We start from the raw sequence: 23061 nt of genomic DNA, 5'->3' as shown, positions 1-23061 counted from the left end.
CCCTTAACCGCGTGGCGCTTGGGCGCTGGCGACTTTGACGTTGGCACCCGCTACCTTCGGCGCCGGGTTGCTGGCCTCCAGGGCCTGGCGCTGCTGGGCGAGGGCGGCGAGGGTCTGTTCGCTGGCCATCTGGGTTTCCTCAGGGGTGACTGGCGAGCCTGGGCGCACGCGCTGCAGGCCCTTGACCACGATGCGGTCGTCCTTGCCCAGGCCACTGCGCACGATGCGCAGGCCCTCGAGCTTCGGCCCCAGTTCCACGGCGCGGTAGGCGGCCTTGTTGTCCTTGTCCATGACCAGCACGAACTTCTTGCCAAGGTCGGTGCCGACCGCTTCGTCGTTGATCAGCACGGCGTCGTACTGGGCGCTGCCGACCAGCTTCAGGCGTGCGTACAGGCCGGGGGTGAACTGGCCGTCGCGATTGTCGAACACGGCGCGGCCACGGATGGTGCCGGTGCGCGGGTTGACCTGGTTGTCGACGAAGTTCATCTGGCCCAGGTGCGGGTTGCCGGTTTCGTTGGTCAGGCCCAGGTACACCGGGGTGCTCTGGCCGCGCTGGCCTTCACGCGCCAGCTGGGTGTACTTGAGGTACACGCGCTCGTCGGCGTCGAAGTAGGCGTACACCTTGTCGGTGGAGACCACGCTGGTCAGCGGGGTGACGTCGGCGCTGACGATGTTGCCGGCGGTGAATTGGGCGCGGCTGACGCGGCCGCTGATCGGCGCGGTGACCCGGGTGAAGCTGAGGTTCAGGCGGGCCAGGTCCAGTTGTGCCTGGATCGCATCGACCCCGGCACGGGCTTCGGCAGCGGCGCTGCTGCGCGACTCGGCAAGCTCGGCGGAGATCGCGTTGCTGTCGCGCAGGCGCTCGCCACGGCGGGCCTCGTTGGCGCTGCGGATAGCGGTGGCCTTGGCCTGCTGCACCTGGGCTTCGAGGCGGCGGACTTCAGCCTGGAACGGGCGTGGGTCGATCTGGAACAGCAGGTCGCCTTTTTTCACCTGGGCGCCTTCGGTGAAGGCCACCAGGTCGATCTGGCCCGAGACCCGTGGGCGCACCTCGACGGTTTCCGGCGCTTCCAGGCGGCCGGTGAACTCGTCCCATTCGTTGATCGGTTGCTCGATCACCTTGGCGACGCTGACCTTGGGCGCGGCGGGAGCCTGCATGGCGTCTGGTGTGCGGCCGCAGGCGCTGAGTACCACCACTGCCAGGGCAGCGAGGGGGAAGCGCAAGGGTTTGAGTGAGTGATCCATGGAGAACTCCGCCAATGTATTAGTAGTGGGCGGAGTGTGAGTGTGTTGCGCGTGAGGCACGAATCGAACGGGACGAAGGTTACTATCACGCTGAATGATAGCTGCGGGTCGTTCATCGATGGTGGGCATGGTTGGGGCGCTCTGGGCCCACCCGGCGATTTGGGCTCAACACGTTGAGGCGTTAGGCATTGTACGAAAAGTATGGTCATCCAACGTTGTGGGAGCGGGCTTGCCCCGCGATCTGCCGCAACGCGGCAGCAGAGCCTGAATTTGCTGCATCATCAACACTATTTGAATCGGGTAAAGGAGCGCTTCGCACTCCATCGCGGGGCAAGCCCGCTCCCACAAAACTTTTCGTACAGAGCCTAGCCCGATTTTTCGCCAGCGGATGGTCAAGGCGATGCACGAAACCTCGTCCGTCACGTGGGCGCTTTTTATGGAGGGGCGGTGAAATCCAGCAGTAATCACGCCACTTTCAAACCATGCAGGCACGGTCCGGGCTAGCATTTTTATCAGTTTTCACGCTCATGGCGCTTCGATAGTGTGCCTACACACACAACCAAAAGGCATGTTGGGTCATGAACGATTTAACTGCTCAGTTTTACTTCTATCGCGGCATACAGCTTGCCACGAGTATAAACGGCGGAGAACGTATTTCATTGTTCTCTGGTGGTCATATGCCCTTGGCAGAGGTCGCCGGAAAAGATGCCCCTGTCAACTCAAGCTTATATGGTGTTGATTCTCTTAATACTATTCAGTCGAACCGGCAAGGAAAGCCAGAAAATTATACAGTCTATGGGTTTGCACATCGGTCAGCGCAGTTCAGCACGTTGTTAGGGTTTACCGGTCAGCATTGTCAGCTCAATGGGGACTATTTATTGGGGTGTGGGCACCGTGTGTACAGCCCGAATCTGATGAGGTTTTTAAGCCCAGACGGACTTAGTCCTTTTGGGCGAGGCGGTATCAACGCGTATGCCTACTGTGGGGGCGACTCTGTTAACTATAGTGATCCCTTGGGTGCATCTAAGTGGTTCAGAAAATGGGTGACTCGAATCACCGGTTATGCCAACAAGGAAAAAACACTCAAAAAGGGGGAACAGAAAGTGGGTGAGAAACTTGAGGCGGACCTTAAGACATTTGAGGCGAAACGTGTGCAATTTGAGGCGGACCTTAAGAGATTTGAGGCGAAACGTGTGCAATTTGAGGCGGAGCGTGCGCAGTTTAAGGCGGAGCGTGCGCAAGGAGCGCAAGGTGCGGCGCGTGAAAGACTCCTTGAGGAGAAGAGTCGTAGTGCGTATACAAGAGAGTGGACTGATAGGAGACCGGAAAAGGGTTTGGACGAAGACAGGATGCGGCTCTATCAGTATGTGATTAATGCATCTGCCAAGGAAAAATTCCGCCTCACGCAGGAGCTTGCCAGCATCGTTGTAAGTAATGATTCTGGGGATTATGTGTATTCTTTTAGTTACGGCGAAAGGCTTCTGAAGTTTAGCAGTATGGACGATTTAAGGCAGACTATTCAAGAGGCTCTAATTGCGAGCGTTCGTAAAAAGGAGTGATTCACTCGTAAAAACTACTCCGACAGTTCCTTCAATATCGACTGGGATTGCCACACAGCAGCCCCGGTTTGCTAAGTTAAAAAGACTGAATCCGTGCGTCCTATGCCTCTCCAATTGTGGTATTAAGCCGATCTCTTAGACCAGTTAAGCTGTCATGGTCTCACGTGGGCTATTCGTCCATCGATATGGCTGGCGATAACGGCCAGCTGGCGCTGCAGGTGAAGCCACCAGCACGATACATTTCCGGCCAGGGTCCAGCATGAGGGCACCATGTTGCGCGAAAGCCTGGGTCTGGCGTTTTAATGAATGCTCGAGGCCAGCTCGAAGATTGGCATGTACATGAGGATAACGATCATACTAACCAGCAGGCCGAGGAAGGTCATCGATATGAGCGGTGGCGGTATCGATATGAGCGTATCATCCGCGCCATTGCATTCGCTCATTGCCCAGCCTGCCTTCGAGGGTGCAGTGTGATCTGGCACCGGCTGCGCCGGTGTTCGCGGCTGAAGCCGCTCCTACAGGTCGCCGTGGATGGGGCCGATGCAACGTACTTGAATTCGATTGCCCAGACCCAAGGCCCCACCGTGAACGCCACACCCCATACCCCGTCAAACCTGAGCATCGTCTGGCTCGGTGTACTACAAATCCTGGTCTGGGGCGGTTCGTTCTTCCTGATGGCGGTGATGGCCGCGCCGATCAGCCGCGATACCGGCTGGCCGAGCCAGTGGGTGTACGGCGCACTGTCGCTGAGCCTGCTGGTCTCGGCGTTGCTGGCGCCGTTGTCCAGCCGGCTGATCGCCCGTTACGGTGGGCGCCCGCAGTTGGCTGCCAGCGGCGCGGTGGTGGCGCTTGGGCTGCTGCTGATGGCCGCCAGCCCCAGCCTGGGGCTGTTCTTGCTGGCCTGGGCGGTGATCGGCGTGGGCATGGCCATGGGCTTGTACGAGGCGCTGTTTGCCACCCTCGGGGCGCTGTATGCCGAGGGCGCGGGACGGGCGATCACCGGGGTGACGCTGATTGCAGGTTTTGCCTCGACGCTGTCCTGGCCCACCGTGGCGCTGATGATCGAGCAGCTGGGTTGGCGCCAGGCCTGTGTGCTGTATGCCGTGGTGCTGTTGCTGGTGGTGGCGCCGCTGTACTGGAAGGTGCTGCCGCCCGGCGGCCAGTTGACTGGGCGCAAGGCCAAGGCCGGTGAGGCGGGCGAGGCCATCGACCGACGCTTGTACCTGCTGCTGACGACGATCTTCGCCATCGGCGCGATCATCATGACGGCGATTGCCGTGCAGCTGGTCTCAGTGCTCCAGGGCATGGGGCATTCGCTGGCGGCGGCCATTGGCCTGGCGGCGATGCTCGGGCCGAGCCAGGTGGCGTCGCGGGTGCTGCAGATCCTGGTAGGGCGCAGGCACCCGGTGTGGACTGCGCTGGCCTGGACCAGCCTGGTGCTGATCGGCCTGCTGCTGGTGACCTTGGCCCCGGCGGCGACGGCGGTGGGGCTGCTGATCTTCGGCTGCGGCAATGGCTTGCGCGCGATCGTCCGTGGGCTGCTGCCGTTGGCAATGCTACCGCCTGCGCAATATGTGCTGTTGATGGGGCGCATGTCGCGGCCGGCGTTGATTGGTCAGGCGTTGACGCCCTTGGTGGGCGGTTATCTGTTCGAGCACCTGGGGGCATATGGCGTGTTGTACAGCCTGATTGCCCTGGCGCTGGTGAACCTGTTGCTGGTGGGGCAGGTGTTTCGCCGGGTGCGGCGAGGTAATTGAGGGGGCTGCATCTAACCTGTGGGAGCGGGTTTACCCGCGAATGCGTCATTCGATTCACTGCCGCTTTCGCGGGTGAACCCGCTCCCACAGATGACTGTCGACGCAGGCGCGACCGGCGATAGTCTTGAGGGCATGCTCTGTTATGCAGGCCGCTGCCAGCGGGCTCTGCGCTCCCTGTAGCTAGGCATGATTAAACGTGGGAGCGGGCTTGCCCCGCGAAACCAGGCAACTCGGTGTCGCCGCCTTCGCGGGGCAAGTCCGCTCCCACGCATTCAATTGCTGTGTGACTTGATCCATCACTGAAGCCTTGCCAACTCAGGAGGTTTGTCCGGTGGTCGGGCAACTCAATACCAGCCTGGCGCCACCCAGCGGGCTGGCATCCACCTGCAGGCCAAAGCCATGCAGGTCGACAATCGCCGCGACGATCGACAAACCCAGGCCAAAGCCGGCATGGCGATGACCTTCTTCGCTGCGGTAGAAGCGCTTGAGCACTGCTTCGCGCTCGTCAGCGGGAATTCCCGGGCCGCTGTCCTCGACGGCAATCTGCACGCCGCGCTCGTCCTGGCTTGCTGCAATCCGCACCTGGCCACCCTCGGGGGTGAACTTGATGGCATTGCCCACCAGGTTGGCCAGGGCCTCGAACAGCAATTCGCGGTCGCCATGCAGCGCGGCCAACTGCGCCGGTTGCTCAAGGCTCAGGCGAATGCCGCCGTCTTCGGCCAGCGGCAGGTAGAAATCGTGCAGCTCCACCAGCAGCGCGTGCGGGTCGAGCTGGACGAAACCAGCGCGGCGTTGGCGGTCTTCCAGTTCGCTGATGCGCAGCAAACCGCGAAAGCGCGCCATCAGGGTGTCGGTTTCACCGATCGCCTGGTCCAGCGCCTCGCCTTCGGGCGAGCCGGCGCCGCTCTGCTGGCGGATGCGGTAGAGCTGGGCGCGCAGGCGCGTCAGCGGGGTGCGCAGGTCGTGGGCGATGTTGTCGCACACGCCTTTCACTTCATGCATCAAGCGCTCGATGCGGTCGAGCATGGCATTGACGATGGCGGCCAGCATGTCCAGTTCGTCGCGGCGGGCCGACAGCGGCAGGCGGTGGGTCAGGTCGCCGGCCACGATCAGGTCGGCCTGGGCCTGGATAGCGCGGATACGCTTGAGCGGCCGGCGGCGCAGCAGGTACCAGCCGGCAAAACCCGGGATCAGGGTCAGCGAGATGCCCCACAGCAGCGCATGCAGGATGATCCGGGTGACCACGAACAGCGAGCCGTTGTCGCGCACCAGCACCAGCCAACGGCCGTCCTGCACCCGGATTGCCACGGCGTCGCAGCTGTCGCGCGGCAGGTGTGGGTCGTCAGCGTCGAGGCAGCGCTTGAGCTCATGGATCTTGCCGTCCAGGCCCAGCTCCGGCGGAATGCTGCGGATGCGCCCGCCAAGCGGGTTGAGTTGCGGGTCGAACAGGCCGTAGGCGTCGAAGCTGCGCTCCTCGAAGGCCTGGCTTGCGATCAGCGCGTCGTCCAGCTGCTTGCCGCTCATGTGGGCGAACAGGTGCTGGCGCTGCATCATCGAGTGGCGGGTGAGTTTGTTCAGGTAGCTGGACACCTCGAAGTACAGCACCCCCATGAGGATGCTGCTCCAGGCCACGAAGAGGAAGCTGTACAGCGCCAGCAGGCGGCTGGTCGACGAGCTCCAGCCCTTAGACGGGTTCGGCAATGGCATAGCCGGAGCCCCGCACGGTACGGATCAGCGGGGTCTGGCCGGGGGAGTCGATCTTCTTGCGCAGGCGGCCGATGTGCACGTCGATCAGGTTGGTGCCCGGGTCGAAGTGGTAACCCCAGACTTCCTCGAAGATCATCATCCGGGTGATCACTTGGCCGGCGTGGCGCATCAGGTATTCCAGCAGCTTGTATTCGGTGGGCAGCAGGTTCAGCGCCTGCTCGCCACGGCGCGCTTCATGGCTGATCAGGTCCAGCTCCAGGTCGGCGACCTGCAGGCGGGTCTGGGTCATGGGCGTGCTGTTGCGGCGCAGCAGCACTTCGACCCGGGCGGCCATCTCGTCCGAGGCGAAGGGCTTGGTCAGGTAGTCGTCGCCGCCGGCACGCAGGCCGCGCACCCGTTCGTCGACATCCGACAAGGCGCTGATCATCAGGATCGGGGTGGCGATCTTCAGGTTGCGCAGGGTGGTGACGATGGTCAGGCCGTCCACCTCTGGCAGCATGCGGTCCAGGGTGATCAGGTCGTAGCCGCCGGCAATGGCTTTGGCCAGGCCCTCGCGGCCATTGTCGGCCCAGTCCACGTCAAGGCCGTGGCTGGAGAGTTCGGCGACGATTTCCTGGCCGGTGACGGCGTCGTCTTCAATGGTCAGTACGCGTGGCATGCGGGTTCCTGGGCGCAAGGGGGATGACTGATTGTGCCAAAGAATAGACAAACGGCGATTTAAGAAAAATTCATCTGGATCAGGGAACCTGCGCGATCGCTCAGTCCGCCGCCAGGCACCAGCGGTTGCGCCCGCCGCGCTTGGCCTGGTACATGGCCTGGTCGGCGCGGGCCAACGCGTCTTCGGCGGCCAGTGGCGTCTGCTGCGGCTGGTTGAGGTGGATGCCGATACTGGCGCCGATACGCAGCACCTTTTGCTCGACGCCAAAGGGCACCGACAGGGTATCGCACAGTTTGCGGCCGATCTCCTCGGCTGCGGCGGCGCTGGTGACCGAGCGGGCGATGATGACGAATTCGTCCCCGGCCAGGCGCGCCACCAGATCGTCGTTGCGCATGGTCGCCTGCATCCGCGTGGCCGCGGCCTGCAGCAGCAGGTCGCCGGCTTCGTGGCCATGGTTGTCGTTGACTTGCTTGAAGCCATCCAGGTCGATGAACAACAGGGCGAACGCCGTGCGCTGCAGCAGCAGGTAATCCAGCGCCTGGAACAGCGCCGCACGGTTGGGCAGGCCGGTCAGCGGGTCGAGGGTCGCCTGGTCGAGCAGGGTCTGCTCGCGGCGCTTGCGCTCGGTCACGTCCAGCGACATGACGAAGAAGCCTTCCACGGCACCATTGCGGATGTCGGGCACGTAGCTGGCGTGCCAGATGCGCGGGTCGTCGTCGCGGTAGCGCACGTTGTCGGCCTCGATGCGCTCGCCGGCCAGCGCCCGGCGGAAGCACGGCAGCAGTTGCTGGTAGATCTCGGGTGCAAGTACCTCCTGCACCTTGCGCCCTTTGAGCGCGGCCGGATCCAGCCCGAAGATGTCCCGGTACACCGCGTTGTTGAAGCGGTATTCCAGGTCGTTGCCGATCTGTGCGATCAGCACCGGCAGGTTGTCGGCGATGGCCTGCAGGGTTTCCTGGCTGCGTTCGAGCGCTTCGGTACGCTGCGCCACCTGCTGCTCCAAGGTCGCCTGGTAACGCTGCAGCAGGTGCTGGCGGCGCCGGCGCTCGCTGATGTCGCGGGCGAAGGCCACGACCTGCTCGGCCTGGCCGCTGTCGCCGCGCAGCATCGACAGGCTCAGCTCGATCCAGGTCTTGCTGGCCAGGCGCACTTCGATCACGCCGACTTCCCGCTCGCCGGCCAGCAAGGCCAGCCACAGCGGCTGGAAGGTGGCCAGGCCGTCGTCAGCCAGCAGTTGCGCGAGTTGTAGCAGCACCAGTTCCTCGGGCGGGCGGTTGAGCAATTGGCAGAATTCGCGGTTGGCTTCGAGTATCCGCCCGTCCAGCCCTATCAGCGCCTTGCTGGTGGGGCTTTGCCGGAACACCTGGCGAAAGCGCGACTCGTTGGCCGCCTGGGCTTGACGCTGCGCCGCCTGCACCTTGTGCGGGCCGGTAGCCTGGCTGCGCTGCAGCACCTGCTGCTCGACCAGCCGCGCCAGGTCCTGCAACCGCGCCAGGGCTTCGTCGGACAGCTCGCGCGGGCGGGTGTCGAGCACGCACAGGGTGCCCAGGGTCAGGTCATTGGCAAAACGCAGCGGAATGCCGGCGTAGAAGCGGATGTGCGGCGCGCCGCTGACCAGCGGATTGTCGGCGAAGCGTGCGTCGTTGAGTGCGTCGGGAATCACCAGCGCTTGTTCGGCATGCAGCGCGTGGGCGCAGAACGCCAGGTCCCGCGGGGTCTCTGCTGCATCCAGACCATGGCGCGATTTGAACCACTGGCGATTGACGTCCACCAGCGACACCAGTGCCATCGGCACGTCGAGCAGGCTGCTGGCCAACCGGGTGATACGGTCGAACGCCTCCTCGGCTGGGGTGTCGAGCAGCTCCAGGCTGTGCAGCAAGCACAGCCGTTCGGCTTCATTGAGAGGGGCAGGGGCGATCTGCATAAGCACGGGCTCTTCAATTCACAGACAGGCAACGATAGCGCTGCTGCGCCGCCCTGCAACCCTGGCAGATGCCCGGAGCCGCTCGCGCGGCCCCGGATTGGCTCAGCTCACCACCTGGTAGCACGGCACATAGGCCGCGCCGCCCGGCAGTTTCATCCGGTGCTGGTCGACGAACGCCTGCAGCAGGCGGCCCAGCGGGTCGAGGATCGCCGCGTCGCCGCGGATCTGGTACGGCCCGTGTTCTTCGATCAGGCGGATGCCTTTGTCCTTGACGTTGCCGGCGACGATGCCGGAGAAGGCCCGACGCAGGTTGGCGGCCAGCTCATGGGGCGGCAGGTCGCGGCGCAGGGCCAGGTTGGCCATGTTCTCGTGGGTGGGGTCGAACGGGTGCTGGAAGCCTTCGGCGATCTTCAGCAGCCAGTTGAAGTGGAACGCGTCGTTGCGCTCGCGGCGGAACTGCTTGACCGCCTTGAGCCCTTCGACCATCTGCCGGGCCACCTCGGCCGGGTCGTCGATGATGATCTGGTAGTGGCGTTGCGCGGCTTCGCCAAGGGTGGCGCCAACGAAGGCGTGCAGTTGCAGCAGGAACGCCTCGGCGCTGCGCGGCCCGGTGAGGATGACCGGGAAGGGCAGCTCGTGGTTGTCCGGGTGCATGAGGATGCCGAGCAGGTAGAGGAATTCCTCGGCGGTGCCGGCGCCGCCGGGGAAGATGATGATGCCGTGGCCGACGCGGACGAAGGCTTCGAGACGCTTCTCGATGTCCGGCAGGATCACCAGCTCGTTGACGATCGGGTTGGGCGCCTCGGCGGCGATGATGCCCGGTTCGGTCAGGCCCAGGTAGCGGCTGCCGTGCATGCGTTGCTTGGCGTGGGCGATGGTGGCGCCCTTCATCGGGCCTTTCATCACGCCCGGGCCGCAGCCGGTGCAGACGTCCAGCTTGCGCAGGCCCAGCTCGTGGCCGACCTTCTTGGTGTACTGGTATTCCTCGCTGCTGATGGAGTGGCCGCCCCAGCACACGACCATTTTCGGCTCGACGCCCGGGCGCAGGGTGCGCGCGTTGCGCAGCAGGTGGAAGACATAGTCGGTGAGGCCTTGCGAGCTCTCCAGGTCAATGCGCTGGCTGGCCAGCTCGCTTTCGGTGTAGACGATGTCGCGCAGGGCGCTGAACAGCATTTCGCGGGTGCTGGCGATCATCTCGCCATCGACGAAGGCATCGGCCGGGGCGTTGAGCAGCTCGAGGCGTACGCCGCGGTCCTGTTGGTGAATGCGCACCTCGAAGTCCTTGTAGGCTTCGAGGATGGTCTTGGCATTGTCGACATGGGCGCCGGTATTGAGGATCGCCAGGGCGCACTGGCGGAACAGGGTGTAGAGGCTGCCGGTACCGACTTCGCTCAGTTGCTGGACTTCACGTTGCGACAGGGTCTCCAGGCTGCCTTTGGGGCTGACGGAGGCGTTGATGACATTGCGTTGGGGCATCTAAGTCGTTCCTGTGCGGGTAAAACATCCTTCTTGGACAACACCATACAAGCAAATGTGCGGGGTAACGAGGGGGGCTTTGAAAAAGCTGGTTTGGGGAATGGGCAGTGGGTGCATGGCGGGGGTTTTGTGCTGCCCTTGAGATCGAGCGCCGCCCGCGCGGCGCATCGCTGGCTTGCCAGCGATGCGCCGCGCGGGCGGCGCTCGATCTCACAGGCGCTGCAAATTCATCGCCAAGCACCTGTCCGCCCCCACGCCGCCCCCATTGCTCCGCCCAACGCTTTTCCCCTAATCTCGCGGGACTTTCCCACTCATCCGGACCGATCCATGGACAAGGTCATCGTCATCACCGGCGCCAGCCGGGGCATCGGCGCCGCCACCGCGTTACTGGCGGCGCAACAGGGTTACCGCATCTGCATCAACTACCACGCCGACGACCAGGCCGCCGAAGCGGTGCTGGCGCAGGTTCGCGATCTGGGCGCCACGGCCATTGCGGTGCGCGCCGATGCCAGTGTCGAGGACGAAGTGGCGCAGCTGTTCCTGCGTGTCGACCACGAACTCGGCCCGGTCACGGCACTGGTCAACAACGCCGGCACCATCGGCCAGCAGAGCCGGGTCGAGGACATGTCCGAGTTCCGCCTGCTCAAGATGATGAAAACCAATGTGGTCGGGCCAATGCTGTGCGCCAAGCACGCGCTGCTGCGCATGTCGCGCCGCCACGGCGGGCAGGGCGGGGCGATCGTCAATGTGTCGTCGGTGGCCGCGCGCCTGGGTTCGCCCAACGAATATGTCGACTACGCCGCTTCCAAAGGCGCGCTGGACACCTTCACGGTCGGCCTGGCCAAGGAAGTGGCCGGCGAGGGAGTGCGGGTCAATGGTGTACGGCCCGGTTACATCCACACCGGTTTCCACGCCCTGAGCGGCGACCCGGATCGGGTCGCCAAGCTCGAGCCTGGCCTGCCTATGGGGCGTGGTGGGCGTCCTGAGGAAGTCGCCGAGGCGATTCTGTGGCTGCTGTCGGACAAGGCGTCCTACTCCACCGGCAGCTTCATCGACCTGGGCGGTGGGCGCTGAGTCAGCCTGGCGCGAGCAGTTCGGCCACTTTGTCGGCGATGTCGCCGAGTTCGAATGGCTTGAGCAGCACCGCCGTACGCGGCGGCAGCACGCCGTCACTGAGCGCCGCGCTTTCGTCATAACCGGTAATGAACAATACCGGCAGATCCGCATGTCGGGCACGGCACGCCTCGGCCACCTGCCGGCCGTTTTGGCCTCCGGGCAGGCCGATGTCGCTGATCAGCAAGTCTGGCAAGAGTCCGTGCGCCATGGCCTCGAGGGCTTGCGCGCCGTTTTCCACGCTGTGCACCTGATGGCCGAATTCTTCTAGCACTTCACCGATCACCAGGCGCAAGGCCGTCTGGTCTTCCACCAATAGAATCGTTGATCCCTGCTGACGAACCTGATCGGCGGTCTTTATCCGTTGCTCGCACACCAAGGGCGCTGTGAAATGCCGTGGCAGGAAAAGCTCGACCAGCGTGCCTACACCCAAGGTCGAGTGGATCAGCAGTTGGCCACCAGATTGACGCACGAAACCGTAAGCCATCGACAACCCGAGCCCGGTGCCCTGACCCAGGGGCTTGGTGGTAAAGAACGGGTCGATGGCGCGCTCCGCCACCTCCAGGGGCATGCCGCGGCCGTTGTCACGCACGCTCAGGCACAGGTAATCGCCGGCGGGCAGGTCGAGTTGGGCGGCACATTCTTCGTCGAGTAGCTGGTTGGCGCAGTGAATGTCGATCAGACCGCCGGCGGGCAGGGCGTCGCGGGCATTGATGCACAGGTTGAGCAGGGCGCTCTCCAACTGCGGCGGGTCGATGAAGGTGGGCCACAGGTCATCGGCACAGTGGACGCTGAGCTGGATGGCCGGGCCGACGCTGCGGCGGATCAGTTCTTCCATCGTCTGCACCAGGGCACCCACCGCAGTCGCCTGGGGCATCAGGGTCTGGCGCCGCGAGAACGCCAGCAGTCGATGGACCAGCGCCGCAGCGCTGCGGGCGGAGTTGCTGGCAGTGTCGAGCAGGCCGGGGATTTCATCTGGGCGCGATTGTTCCAGACGCTGGCGCACCAGCTCCTGGGCGCCAAGGATGCTGGCCAGGAGGTTGTTGAAGTCGTGGGCAATACCGCCGGTGAGCTGTCCCACCGCTTCCATTTTCTGTGCCTGGCGCAGGGCTTCTTCGGCCTTGAGCAGTTGCTGCTGTTCGGATACTCGCTCAGTCACGTTGTAGGCGAACAGGTTGGCACCGATGACGTTGCCCGAGGGGGCGTGCATTGGGCTGAAGCGCAGCTCGAAGTAGTTCGTCTTCGTGCCTTCAGGAAAGGCCGCGGTCTGCACGTAGGTTTCCCCGGCCAGGGCGCGCCGCCACAGGTCCAGGTTCTTGGCCAGGCTATCGGGGTGATCGCGCATCAAATCCACCAGGCTGTCACCCACCTGCGGCGTGCTGCCGAACAGGCGTTGAAAATCCCGCTGGGCCTGCTGGTTGATGGCCAGCCAGCGCAGGTTGGTATCCAACACATGCACGTTGGCCACGCTGCGCTCGACCAGCCCGGCGAACAGCCTGCGTTCGGCCAGGGCCTCGCCGACCCGTTGTTCGAGCTGGTCATTGAGCTGCCGCAGGGAATCCTCTGCGCGGCGGCGCTCAGTCACGTCCTTGAACAGCACTGCCACCTGGCGTTTCTCGGCGGGTTCGATGCGGAAGGTGGTCACCGACAGCACATGCCCGGTGGCCACCAGTTCCTGCTCGAACTGCAATGGTTGGCCGGTGCGCAGTACCTCGCCGTAGCGGGCGACCCAGTCATCGGCTTCGTCCGGCACCATCTCGCGCAGCTTCTGCCCGACCACGTTGGGGATGCCGGCGTGGCGGGCGTAGGCGGCATTGGCGAGGATATGCACGTAGTCGCTGAGCGGCCCGTGCGGGCCATCGAAGAACTCGATGACGCAGAAGCCTTCGTCCATGGTGTCGAACAGGAAGCGGTACAGATCGTCATCGGAGTGCGCCTGCTGTTCGAGGCGCGCCTCCAGTTCGGCGTTGCGTTGGCGCAGCGTCTGCAGCTCTCGCTGCAGGGCGGGCAGGTTGCGGTCTGGCATGCAGGTGTCCAGCGTCGGGCATGGCGCAACTGTAGCCTGCCTTCCCACGCGCCGCTAGAACGAGCGCACGATGCGCCCGAGGGTCTCCATGGCCTGTTCGGCGCCGTCGCCCCAGGGGCTGCCGTAATTGAGGCGGATGCAGTTGCCGAAGCGCCGGGTCGGCGAGAAGATCGGCCCCGGGGCGATGCTGATGCCTTGCGCCAGCGCCATGTGGAACAGCTTGAGCGCGTCCATCTGCTCGGGCAGTTCCAGCCACAGGAAGTAGCCGCCGGAGGGGTGGCTGACCTGGGTCTGGGCCGGGAAGTGCCGGGCGATGGCCGCCAGCATGTTGACCTGCTGGCCCTCCAGGGCGTAGCGCAACTTGCGCAGGTGGCGGTCGTAGCCGCCGTGCTGCAGGTAATCGGCGATCGCCGCCTGGGCCGGCATCGAGGCGCACAGCGAGGTCATCAGCTTGAGCCGCTCGATCTTCTGCGCGAAGCGCCCGGCGGCTACCCAGCCGATGCGGTAGCCCGGGGCCAGGCTCTTGGCGAACGAGCCGCAGTGCATCACCAGGCCCTCGGTGTCGAAGGCCTTGGCCGGCTTGGGCGCCTGCTGTGCGTAATACAGCTCGGCGTAGACGTCGTCTTCGATCAGTGGCACCTGGTGGCGGCGCAGCAGTTCGACCAGTTCCTGCTTCTTCGCCTCGGGCATGCTCGCGCCCACCGGGTTCTGGAAGTTGGTCATGCACCACACAGCTTTCACCGGATGTTTGTCCAGGGTTTGTGCAAGCACCGCCAGGTCCATGCCTTCGCGCGGGTGTACCGGGATTTCCACGGCCTTGAGCTTGAGGCGTTCAAGCACCTGTAGGCAGGCATAGAAAGCCGGTGCCTCGATGGCCACCAGGTCGCCCGGCTGGGTCACGGCCTGCAGGCACAGGTTGAGTGCCTCTAGCGCGCCGTTGGTGATCAGCAGTTCCTCCATCGGCAGCATCAGCCCGCCGACCATGTAGCGCAGGGCGATCTGCCTGCGCAGTTGCGGGTTGCCCGGCGACAGGTCGGTGACCACCATGCGCGGGTCCATGGCCCGGCTGGCGCTGGCCAGGGAGCGGGACAGGCGTTGCAGGGGGAACAGCGTGGGGCTGGGGAAGGCCGAGCCGAACGGCACGGTGTGCGGGTCCTTGATCGAGTCGAGGATCGAGAACACCAGGCCGCTGACGTCCACATCGGTGGACTCGGTGGCCTGCGCCTGCACCTGTGGTTCGTTGAACGGGCGCGGAGCGTGGGCATTGACGAAGTAGCCCGAGCGCGGCCGGGCGCGGATCAGGCCGCGGCGTTCCAGTAGGTAGTAGGCCTGGAACACCGTGGACGGGCTGACCCCGTGGGTCTGGCTGGCATAGCGTACCGAGGGCACCCGCTGGCCGGGGCCAAGCACACCGGTGCGGATCAGTTCGGCAATGTCGTCGGCGAAGCGTTCATAGCGTTTCATGGTGTTCTGCACGGGCAAGGTAAAGGGCAGTGTAAGGGATCAGCGGTTCATCGGCGCGACGAAGCGGCTGTGGGCGATGCTACGCACCCCAGGCTGGTCGCTGTCCTGCAGCTCGAAGGTCAGCTCCTGCGAGCTGCTGCTCGGGCGGTCGGCCAGCAGCGCCACCGATACAGGCAGCTCGCTCATCTCGCCGGCGGCGATGCTGAACTCGGTGCGCCCGTGCAGCTCGAAACCGTCGGCGTCGACCAGGCGCAGGCGATAGTGCTGCGCCTCGCTGGTCTTGTTGATGATCTTGAGCAGGTAGATGTTCTCGATCTGGCCCTGGGCGTTCTCGCGGAACAGGCCGCGGTCCTTGATCACGTCCATCGACACCATGGGGCGCAGTTGCAGGGCCACGACCAGCGCGCCGACCATCACCACCAGCGCCGCGGCGTAGCCCAGCAGGCGCGGGCGCAGCCATTGGGTGGTACCGCCTTGCAGGGTGTGCTCGGACTTGTAGCCGATCAGGCCGCGGGCATAGCCCATCTTGTCCATGACCTCGTCACAGGCGTCGATGCACGCCGCGCAGCCAATGCAGCCCATCTGCAGGCCGTCGCGGATATCGATGCCGGTGGGGCAGACCTGCACGCACAGGGTGCAGTCGATGCAGTCGCCCAGGCCCTGCTCGCCGGGGATGCTGCCTTTCTTGCGTGGGCCACGGGCCTCGCCGCGGCTGGGGTCGTAGGCCACCGCCAGGGTGTCCTTGTCGAACATCACACCCTGGAAGCGCGCATAGGGGCACATGTGCATGCACACCGCCTCGCGCAGCCAGCCGGCATTGATGTAGGTGGCGGCGGTGAAGAACAGCACCCAGAACAGCGCCACGCCGCCCAGCTGCAGGCTGAACAGCTCCGCGGCCAGCGGGCGGATCGGGGTGAAGTAGCCGACGAAGGTCAGCCCGGTGAGCAGGCCGATGGCCAGCCACAAGGTGTGCTTCAGGCTGCGTCGGGCGAGCTTGTTGACGCTCCAGGGCGCGGCGGCCAGCTTGATGCGCTGGTTGCGGTCGCCTTCACAGACCTTTTCGCACCACATGTACAACCAGGTCCAGGTGCTCTGTGGGCAGCTGTAGCCACACCACACGCGGCCGGCGAACACGGTGATGGCGAACAGGCCGAAGGCGCAGATGATCAGCAGCGCCGAGAGCAGGATGAAATCCTGCGGCCAGAACGTCGCGCCAAAGATGTGGAACTTGCTGTCGGCCAGGTCCCACAACACGGCCTGGCGGTCGTCCCACTGCAGCCAGGCGGTGCCGAAGAACAGCACGAACAGCGCGCCGGCAAAGGTAATTCGCAGATTACGGTAGAAGCCGCTGAAGCTGCGGGTGTGGATGCCGCCGTCCGGCTGGCTTTTGCTCTTGTTGACGGCGGTGGGGGCAATCTCGATGACTCGGAAGGGGATTCTGTCACTCATGGTTCATCGCTCATCAGGCCTCGATCAGGCCTGGGCACTATGGCCCCCGATCTGTTTGCAGCACAGACTCAGCTATGGCGATAAAAACCGTATCAGATTCTCCTCTGAAACCCCGAGGCCTTAGATTACCGAGCCTGGGACGCTGGTCTTCAGATGCCTGCGGCTATCCACCGCACCTGCGACGGTGAGTGCTTCGGCCTCGGCTTCGGTGATGGGTACGTGTTCGTCGGCCAGGGTGTGATCACAGGCTGGGCGTGGATGCTGCACCTATCTGCCCGTTGGCACTCCTGGGGGAGGCTGCGGTCAGCATCAGTAAGGGCCTCATCGCGGGGCAAGCCCGCTCCCACGCACAGCCGCAGCTTTTCTTCGTGGGAGCGGGCTYSCCCCGCGACTGGGCCCATGCAGGAGAACACCCGATGGAAACGATCCTCTCGACCATCCAGTCCGAATTCGCCGACATCACCGACGAGCAGGAGATCACCCGCATCCTCGTACGCCTGCTGATGGCGGCGCTGCTGGGCGCGGTGCTGGGCTTCGAGCGCGAAAGCAAAGGCAAGGCGGCCGGGGTGCGCACGCATATGCTGGTGTCCCTGGGCGCGGCGCTGTTCGTGCTGGCCCCGAGCATGGCCGGGGCCGACGAACAGGCGCTGAGCCGGGTGATCCAGGGCATTGTCGCGGGCATCGGCTTTCTCGGTGCGGGCACCATCCTCAAGGGCCACGGCCAGGACACCAGCCATGTGAAAGGCCTGACCACCGCCGCCGGGCTGTGGATGACCGCTGCCATCGGCACGGCCGCCGGCATGGGGCGCGAGGCCACGGCGCTGCTCAGCACGGTGCTGGCGCTGTTGGTGCTGGGCACGATGCCGCTGCTGGTGGACAAGGTGGAGGGTGTGAGCGAGGAGAAAAGCGAGGAGGAGGGCAGGAAGCACTGAGGGGAGCCGAAGCTCCCCTCATAAGCGTTGTTGCCTGCTCTTTTTTTATTATTGGAGACGGGCCATTTGTTGTTTTTGTCGGCTTTTGTCTCGGTACTGCGGGGCCCCTATCCAGGGCCAAGAGCAAACGTATTTTTTTGAGCGCTGACCTGCGTTCACGCAACGTGTGTGATCCAACCGTGACTGTCGCTACCTTCAGGTAGTTTTATTGTTCTGTGTCAGGCTGCGGGGCTCTTCTGCGAAAGCTTCCCTGGAAAGCACGTCGACTCCAAAAAAATCTGCTTGCTACGCTTCTGCCGTGTTGTTCTTGTTATGTCAGAACCGTTTCATGTTGTTTTTATTAGATGTCGCATTTTTTTGTTCTTGTTGTGCCTGAGATATAGCAGGTGCCGTGCCAACTTTTTAAAATCCTTTAAAATCAATGGTTTGGCGATTTTCGAAAAAATCGGGCACCTGAAATTTTGTCGATTTGTTTCCCTGTTACCCGATTTTTTGCTGCCAGCGGTGTGGGCGGTAACACTCCACCCACACTTGTGTGACACCGGTGTGACTCAGCCGGCGCTACGTGCCCGTGCCACCCGCGAACCGGTAACGCGGCCCAGCACCTCACTGATACGCAGGCCAGCGGCGATCAGGCGGTCGAGGTCTATGCCGGTTTCAATGCCCAGGCCCTGCAGCAGGTACAGCACGTCTTCGGTGGCAACGTTGCCGGTGGCGCCCTTGGCGTAGGGGCAGCCACCCAGGCCTGCGACCGAGCTGTCGAACACCGCGATGCCTTCGAGCAAGCTGGCATAGACGTTGGCCAGCGCCTGGCCGTAGGTGTCGTGGAAGTGCCCGGCCAGTTGCTCGCGTGGCACTTGCCTTGAGACCACCTCGAACAATCGGCGAGTGTCGCCGGCAGTGCCACTGCCGATGGTGTCGCCCAGCGACACCTCGTAACAGCCCATCTCGTGCAGGGCTCGGGCTACCGGCGCGACCTGCTCGGCGCTGATCCGCCCTTCATAAGGGCAGCCCAGCACGCAGGACACGTAACCGCGCACCCGCACGTCTTGCGCGCGGGCAGCTTCGATAATCGGCTCGAAGCGCTTGAGGCTGTCGCTGATCGAGCAGTTGATATTGCGCTGCGAGAAGGCCTCGGACGCTGCCGCAAACACCGCCACCTCTTTCACCCCCGCCGCCAGGGCATCCTCGAAGCCACGCAGGTTGGGCGCCAGCGCGGCGTAGGTCACGCCGGCACGTTGCTGGATACCGGCGAACACCTCGGCGGAGCCGGCCATCTGCGGTACCCACTTGGGCGAGACGAAACTGCCCACCTCGATGTAGGCGAGGCCAGCGTCGGTAAGGTCGTCCACCAGCCGTACCTTGTCGGCGACACTGATGGGCTGGGCTTCGTTCTGCAGGCCGTCGCGGGGGCCGACTTCGACCAGGCGGACGTTCTTGGGCAATGACATGGCGGGCTTCCTGTGGCAGGTCAACGGTTGTGGGGCTGCTGGTTCAAGGTGGCGGCCAGGGCCTGCTCGCAGCGCTCCTGGGCGGTGTCCAGCTCCAGGTGCATCTGCTGGATGTCGAGCATCTGCTGCTCCAGCTGGGCACGGCGTTCGGCGATCTTGCCGAGCATGCTGTTGAGCTGCTTGAGGTTACCGCCGGTGGGGTCGTACAGCTCGATCAGCTCGCGGCACTCGGCCAGCGAGAAGCCGATGCGCTTGCCGCGCAGGATCAGCTTGAGGGTGACCTTGTCGCGGGCCGAGTAGATGCGCTCCAGGCCGCGGCGCTCGGGGCTGAGCAGGCCCTGCTCCTCGTAGAAGCGGATGGCGCGGGTGGTGATGTCCAGCTCGCGGGACAGGTCGGAGATGCTGTAGGTCTGGCTGGTCATGCTGATGCTCGGGGGGTGGGATCAGCGTTAACCTAAAGTGAGCTTGACGTAAACGTCAAGCTGAAACCGCTGCAGGCTCCCGGCAGTCGATGTGCCGGGAGCCCGTGCAGGTGCTACTTGCAGTTACCGGCTTTGCGGTAGCCAGCCGCCTGCGCCGCGGCTTCGGAGTCGAATGCCACCTGGTTCTTCGCCGCCACCTGGGCATAACCCGGGCAGCCGCTGGCCAGGTGGTAGACCTGGCTGTTGCGGTTGCCCAGCACGGCACCGTGCGCCGCCGAACTGGCCGGGGCCGGCTTGGCCGGTTGCGCGGCGGCGGTCACCACCGGGGCGGCGCCCGCTGGCTTGTAACCTGGTGTCCAGCTGCGCTCACCGGTCACGAACGGATTGGAATGCCCCATCACCGCCGCGATGCGTCGGTCGCGTTCCTTCTCCCACGGGGTTACCGGGTACTGCTTGTCCCACGCCATCAGCAGCTGCTGTTGTTGGCGCGACATGCTCAGCTGATAGCGATCGAACATGTAGAAAGTGGTGCGCGCCACCAGGCCTTTGACTTCGTTGCGCGGTTCGGCGGCTTTCTGCTGGAAGTCGATTTTCGTCGTGCACTGGCCGTACTGCGGGGCAACGCCCGCGGCCATGCCGTAGTTGAAGTTGCTGCGGTCACCGTTCACTTCGCCCACGGCCGGGTAGAGGTTGAACAAGTCGGCTTCCATGGCGCGGAACACCGGGTCCTTGTCGACGCAGGCTTCGCGGCCGCCGTTCTGCCAGCACTGGCGTTGGTGGCCGAAGGTCCAGGCCGGGACGATGTGTTCCCACTCGGTGCGCTCGGCGCGGCTCTGCTGCTTGCGGGTTTCATAACCGCAGGAAGCCGGGTCGACGCGCCCGCCCGACTTGCCGACCCAGGTCCATTTGCAGCCACAGTACAGGTCGCCCTGGGCGCTGTTGGCCTGGTCGAGGTAGATCTTCTGCTTGGCGATGACCTTGGCTTCGGTGAAGGTTGCCGGCGGGGTGGCGAAGGCGGGGGGGATGAGGGCGAGGCACAGGGATGCTGCGTACAACAGTCTTTTCATGGAGGTAGATCGACGTCGGAAAAAGCGCCGATTATACGCAGGAAGGCATCCCTTGTAGGAGCGCCCCGGCAAGGCCGCTGCTACAAGGGGTAAGCCTGAAGTCCTAGGTATGAGGCACAACCGCTTGCCCAGTACCGCCCGCGTACTGCGCCTTCAGGTGCCCTTGGTCATCCAGCAGGTAGGCATCCATCACCTCGCGCACCACTGGCCCTGCCACCCGCCCGCCGGCCTCGCCATTCTCGATCATCACCGCCACCACCACGGCCGGGTGGTCGGCCGGGGCGAAGCCAACGAACAGGGCGTTGTCACGGTGGCGCTCCAGGGTCTTGTTGCGGTTGTAGCGCTCGCCCTGCTTGATCGCTACCACCTGGGCGGTACCGCTCTTGCCGGCGATGCGGTACTGGGCCCCGGCGGCGGCGGCGCGGGCGATGCCGCGCGCATCGTGCATGACCATTTGCATGCCCTGGTTGACCTGGTCCCAGGCGCGCTTGTCGTGCAGCACGATGTCCGGCATCGGGTTGGGGTCGATGGGGGCCTGGCCGCCGACGGTCATCGCCAGGTGCGGGCGGTGCCAGGCACCCTTGCTGGCCAGCAGGCTGGTGGCCTGGGCCAGTTGCAGCGGGGTGACCTGCATGTAGCCCTGGCCGATGCCCAGGATCAGCGTTTCGCCGGGGAACCAGGCCTGGCGTCGGGTGGCGCGCTTCCAGGCTTGCGACGGCATCAGCCCGGGGGCTTCCTCGAACATGTCCAGCGAGACCTTCTGGCCCAGGCCGAATTCGGCCATGTAGTCATGCAGCCGGTCGATGCCCAGCTTGTGTGCCAGGTCGTAGAAGTAGGTGTCGTTGGAACGCATGATCGCGGTGTACATGTCCACCCAGCCATCGCCGCTGTGGTTCCAGTTGCGGTACTTGTGGTCGTAGTTGGGCAGCTCGTAGTAACCGGGGTCGAACACCCGGCTACCGGGGGTGATCACGCCGCTGTCGAGGCCGGCGATGGCCACTTCCGGCTTGACCGTCGAGCCGGGGGCATACAGGCCGCGTAGCACGCGGTTGAACAATGGCCGGTCGATCGAGTCGCGCAGTGCCGAGTACTGTTTGGAGCTGATGCCCTTGACGAACAGGTTGGGGTCGAAGCTGGGGTTGCTGACCATCGCCAGCACGTCGCCGTTGGCCGGGTCCAGCACCACCACCGCGCCACGTCGGTCACCCAGGGCTTTTTCCGCGGCCTGCTGCAGGTGGGCGTCCAGGCTCAGCACGATGGACTTGCCCGGCACCGGGTCGTGGTGGCGCAGCACGCGCATCACCCGGCCCTGGGCGTTGGTCTCGACCTCTTCGTAACCCACCTGGCCGTGCAGTTCGTGTTCGTAGAAGCGCTCGACGCCGGTCTTGCCGATCGACTGGGTGCCACGGTATTCGGTGCTGTCGAGAGCCTTGGCTTCCTTCTCGTTGATCCGCCCGACATAGCCCACCGAATGCGCGAAGTGCTCGGCCAGCGGGTATTCGCGGATGAACTGCGGCTCCACCTCAAGTCCCGGCAGGCGGAACTGGTTGACGGCGATCAGGGCGATCTGTTCCTCGCTCAGGCCGACCATCAGCGTGACCGGTTCGAAGGGCTTGCGGCCACGGCGCAGGTCCTTGTCGAACTGGTGGCGGTCGTCCTCGCCGAGGTTGAGCACCTGTGCCAGGGCGTCGAGCACCTTGGCCGTGTCACCGGCTCGTTCGCGGGTCATGGTCAGGTTGAAGCTGGGTTTGTTGTCGGCCAGTACCACGCCATTGCGGTCATAGATCAGCCCGCGCTCGGGCGGGATCGGCAGTACGTGCACGCGGTTGTTTTCCGACACCGCGGTCTGCTGGTCATGCTGCACCACCTGCAGTACATAGAGCCGGCCCACCAGCACCGCCACCAGGCTGAACACCAGCAGGGCACAGGCCAGCAACCGGCGGTTGACCAGGTGCTTTTCTGTTTCGTGGTCCTTGAGGGGGATGGGTTGTGGCATGGGCAGTGGTGGGTCGGTCAGGGCGATACGTGCGGGGCGGCGATGCTACGCGGGCGTGCGGCGGGGCTCAAGGCGGGGGCCGGCGGGTAGCGCCGGGGAGGGGCGTCGGGCCCTGCTGGCAGGGGCATACAGGGAAGATGAAGATTCGTTCATGTCTAGGGCTAGGGGGGAGCCGTTGGCACTGCGCTCGCGCAATCTGGGATGCTTGGGGGCGCTATGCATGCTGTTCGGTTGCTGCGGCAGCGGGGCTTCAAGCATTTCGCTACGGGTTGTTGGGCTTCGCATTGTGGGGCGCAGGGGGCAATGGGCTTGAGTTGCGATTGAGTAATGTTGTTTATAGTTGCTAGTTGCTAGTTGCTAGTTGCTAGTTGCTAGTTGCTAGGGGAGTGGGTTTATGTGGTTGTATGCGCATTCATTTGCGATGTCGACGCGTAGTCACCTTTCCGCCCTTACGGCGGGTTACTTTGGTCTTGGCCAAAGTAACCAAAGCCGCTCGCTCCCATCATACGGCCCCTACGCTGCGCTTCGGGGTCCCTTCGCTCCGGAAGGGTGCTGCGCACCAGGGCCCTCCAGACGCCTACGCTCAGCCTCCTGAAGTCGCGAAGTTAGGGGCGGCGCCTGGGCTGGCGTTAGCTGTCGCTAGTTGGATTAAGTGGGAACTCAGGATTGCAATCGCTGGCAAGCTGAACTGGTCAAGTAATTTTGGACACCGGTTAAGGTTCATGCCGCTGCCTTGAGCTTTTCCTCCATGGCTACTGGCGTTTCATAGCCGTTGTAGCTGTGGAGGCGCTTGAGGTTGTAGCGCATCAGATAAG

Annotated in this window: 16 protein-coding genes and 2 pseudogenes; 4 read left to right on the top strand and 14 right to left on the bottom strand. The window is 64.1% G+C overall.

Features of this window, described 5'->3' with window-relative positions; translation table 11 throughout:
* Positions 1–3: 3 nt before the first annotated feature.
* Positions 4–1245 (bottom strand): multidrug efflux RND transporter periplasmic adaptor subunit MexE, encoded by a 1242-nt coding sequence (mexE, locus tag RTH46_RS24390; protein WP_110994610.1) that lies wholly within the window; start codon positions 1243–1245, stop codon positions 4–6.
* A gap of 578 nt (positions 1246–1823) precedes the next feature.
* On the opposite strand from mexE, the gene RTH46_RS24385 reads away from it, so the two are divergent.
* A complete protein-coding gene (locus RTH46_RS24385) occupies positions 1824–2804 on the top strand; it encodes an RHS repeat-associated core domain-containing protein (RefSeq protein WP_316906829.1) in 981 nt (326 codons plus the stop codon).
* Positions 2805–3103: 299 nt separating this feature from the next.
* Here the strand turns inward: RTH46_RS24385 and RTH46_RS24380 are convergent.
* Positions 3104–3199: pseudogene (locus RTH46_RS24380) on the bottom strand (type II secretory pathway protein); the annotation flags it as partial.
* Positions 3200–3388: 189 nt separating this feature from the next.
* Here RTH46_RS24380 and RTH46_RS24375 point away from each other — a divergent pair.
* Positions 3389–4561, top strand: a complete 1173-nt coding sequence (locus RTH46_RS24375) for an MFS transporter (RefSeq protein WP_316906828.1) — start codon at positions 3389–3391, stop codon at positions 4559–4561.
* Between the two features lie 315 nt (positions 4562–4876).
* Here the strand turns inward: RTH46_RS24375 and RTH46_RS24370 are convergent, their stop codons facing one another.
* From RTH46_RS24370 to ppnN, 4 genes are all read right to left on the bottom strand, one after another.
* Positions 4877–6268 carry a sensor histidine kinase gene (locus tag RTH46_RS24370; RefSeq protein WP_153787670.1) on the bottom strand — a complete coding sequence of 464 codons (1392 nt, stop codon included), beginning with the start codon at positions 6266–6268 and terminating at the stop codon, positions 4877–4879.
* The gene (locus tag RTH46_RS24365) at positions 6246–6926 is read right to left on the bottom strand and encodes a response regulator transcription factor (protein ID WP_153787671.1); all 681 of its coding nucleotides are present in this window, start codon (positions 6924–6926) and stop codon (positions 6246–6248) included. Before RTH46_RS24365 ends, RTH46_RS24370 begins: the two co-directional genes overlap by 23 nt.
* Positions 6927–7026: 100 nt before the next feature.
* Positions 7027–8850 (bottom strand): diguanylate cyclase domain-containing protein, encoded by a 1824-nt coding sequence (locus RTH46_RS24360; protein ID WP_316906827.1) that lies wholly within the window; start codon positions 8848–8850, stop codon positions 7027–7029.
* Between the two features lie 102 nt (positions 8851–8952).
* Positions 8953–10326, bottom strand: coding sequence for a nucleotide 5'-monophosphate nucleosidase PpnN (gene ppnN, locus RTH46_RS24355; protein ID WP_125463733.1), 1374 nt, complete (start codon positions 10324–10326; stop codon positions 8953–8955).
* Between the two features lie 327 nt (positions 10327–10653).
* Here ppnN and RTH46_RS24350 point away from each other — a divergent pair, with 327 nt between their 5' ends.
* On the top strand, positions 10654–11400 hold the full coding sequence (locus RTH46_RS24350) for an SDR family oxidoreductase (protein ID WP_316906826.1): 747 nt from the start codon (positions 10654–10656) through the stop codon (positions 11398–11400).
* 1 nt (position 11401) lies between these two features.
* On the opposite strand, the gene RTH46_RS24345 is transcribed toward RTH46_RS24350, so the two are convergent.
* The 4 genes and pseudogenes from RTH46_RS24345 to RTH46_RS24330 all read right to left on the bottom strand — a co-directional run.
* A complete protein-coding gene (locus RTH46_RS24345) occupies positions 11402–13465 on the bottom strand; it encodes a PAS domain-containing protein (protein ID WP_316906825.1) in 2064 nt (687 codons plus the stop codon).
* Between the two features lie 54 nt (positions 13466–13519).
* Positions 13520–14929: a GntR family transcriptional regulator MpaR gene (gene mapR, locus RTH46_RS24340; RefSeq protein ID WP_125858342.1), complete on the bottom strand. Its 1410-nt coding sequence runs from the start codon at positions 14927–14929 to the stop codon at positions 13520–13522.
* A 39-nt stretch (positions 14930–14968) separates the two neighbouring features.
* Complete coding sequence (gene ccoG, locus RTH46_RS24335) at positions 14969–16378, bottom strand: cytochrome c oxidase accessory protein CcoG (RefSeq protein WP_153787675.1); 1410 nt, start codon at positions 16376–16378, stop codon at positions 14969–14971.
* A 120-nt stretch (positions 16379–16498) separates the two neighbouring features.
* A pseudogene (locus RTH46_RS24330) lies at positions 16499–16612 on the bottom strand (DUF3203 family protein); the annotation flags it as partial.
* 182 nt (positions 16613–16794) lie between these two features.
* Here RTH46_RS24330 and RTH46_RS24325 point away from each other — a divergent pair.
* The gene (locus RTH46_RS24325) at positions 16795–17310 is read left to right on the top strand and encodes an MgtC/SapB family protein (RefSeq protein WP_279847729.1); all 516 of its coding nucleotides are present in this window, start codon (positions 16795–16797) and stop codon (positions 17308–17310) included.
* Positions 17311–17861: 551 nt separating this feature from the next.
* Here RTH46_RS24325 and RTH46_RS24320 read toward each other — a convergent pair.
* The 4 genes from RTH46_RS24320 to mrdA form a co-directional block, all read right to left on the bottom strand.
* Positions 17862–18761: a hydroxymethylglutaryl-CoA lyase gene (locus RTH46_RS24320; RefSeq protein WP_316906824.1), complete on the bottom strand. Its 900-nt coding sequence runs from the start codon at positions 18759–18761 to the stop codon at positions 17862–17864.
* 20 nt (positions 18762–18781) lie between these two features.
* Positions 18782–19183 carry a MerR family transcriptional regulator gene (locus RTH46_RS24315; RefSeq protein WP_110994597.1) on the bottom strand — a complete coding sequence of 134 codons (402 nt, stop codon included), beginning with the start codon at positions 19181–19183 and terminating at the stop codon, positions 18782–18784.
* 113 nt (positions 19184–19296) lie between these two features.
* Positions 19297–20250 carry an endonuclease gene (locus RTH46_RS24310; RefSeq protein ID WP_316906823.1) on the bottom strand — a complete coding sequence of 318 codons (954 nt, stop codon included), beginning with the start codon at positions 20248–20250 and terminating at the stop codon, positions 19297–19299.
* A 103-nt stretch (positions 20251–20353) separates the two neighbouring features.
* Positions 20354–22246, bottom strand: a complete 1893-nt coding sequence (gene mrdA / locus RTH46_RS24305) for a penicillin-binding protein 2 (RefSeq protein WP_153787680.1) — start codon at positions 22244–22246, stop codon at positions 20354–20356.
* Positions 22247–23061 lie beyond the last annotated feature (815 nt).

The organism is Pseudomonas sp. zfem004 (assembly GCF_032621715.1).
Taxonomy (GTDB): domain Bacteria; phylum Pseudomonadota; class Gammaproteobacteria; order Pseudomonadales; family Pseudomonadaceae; genus Aquipseudomonas; species Aquipseudomonas sichuanensis.
This window is presented reverse-complemented; position numbering and strand designations above follow the sequence as displayed.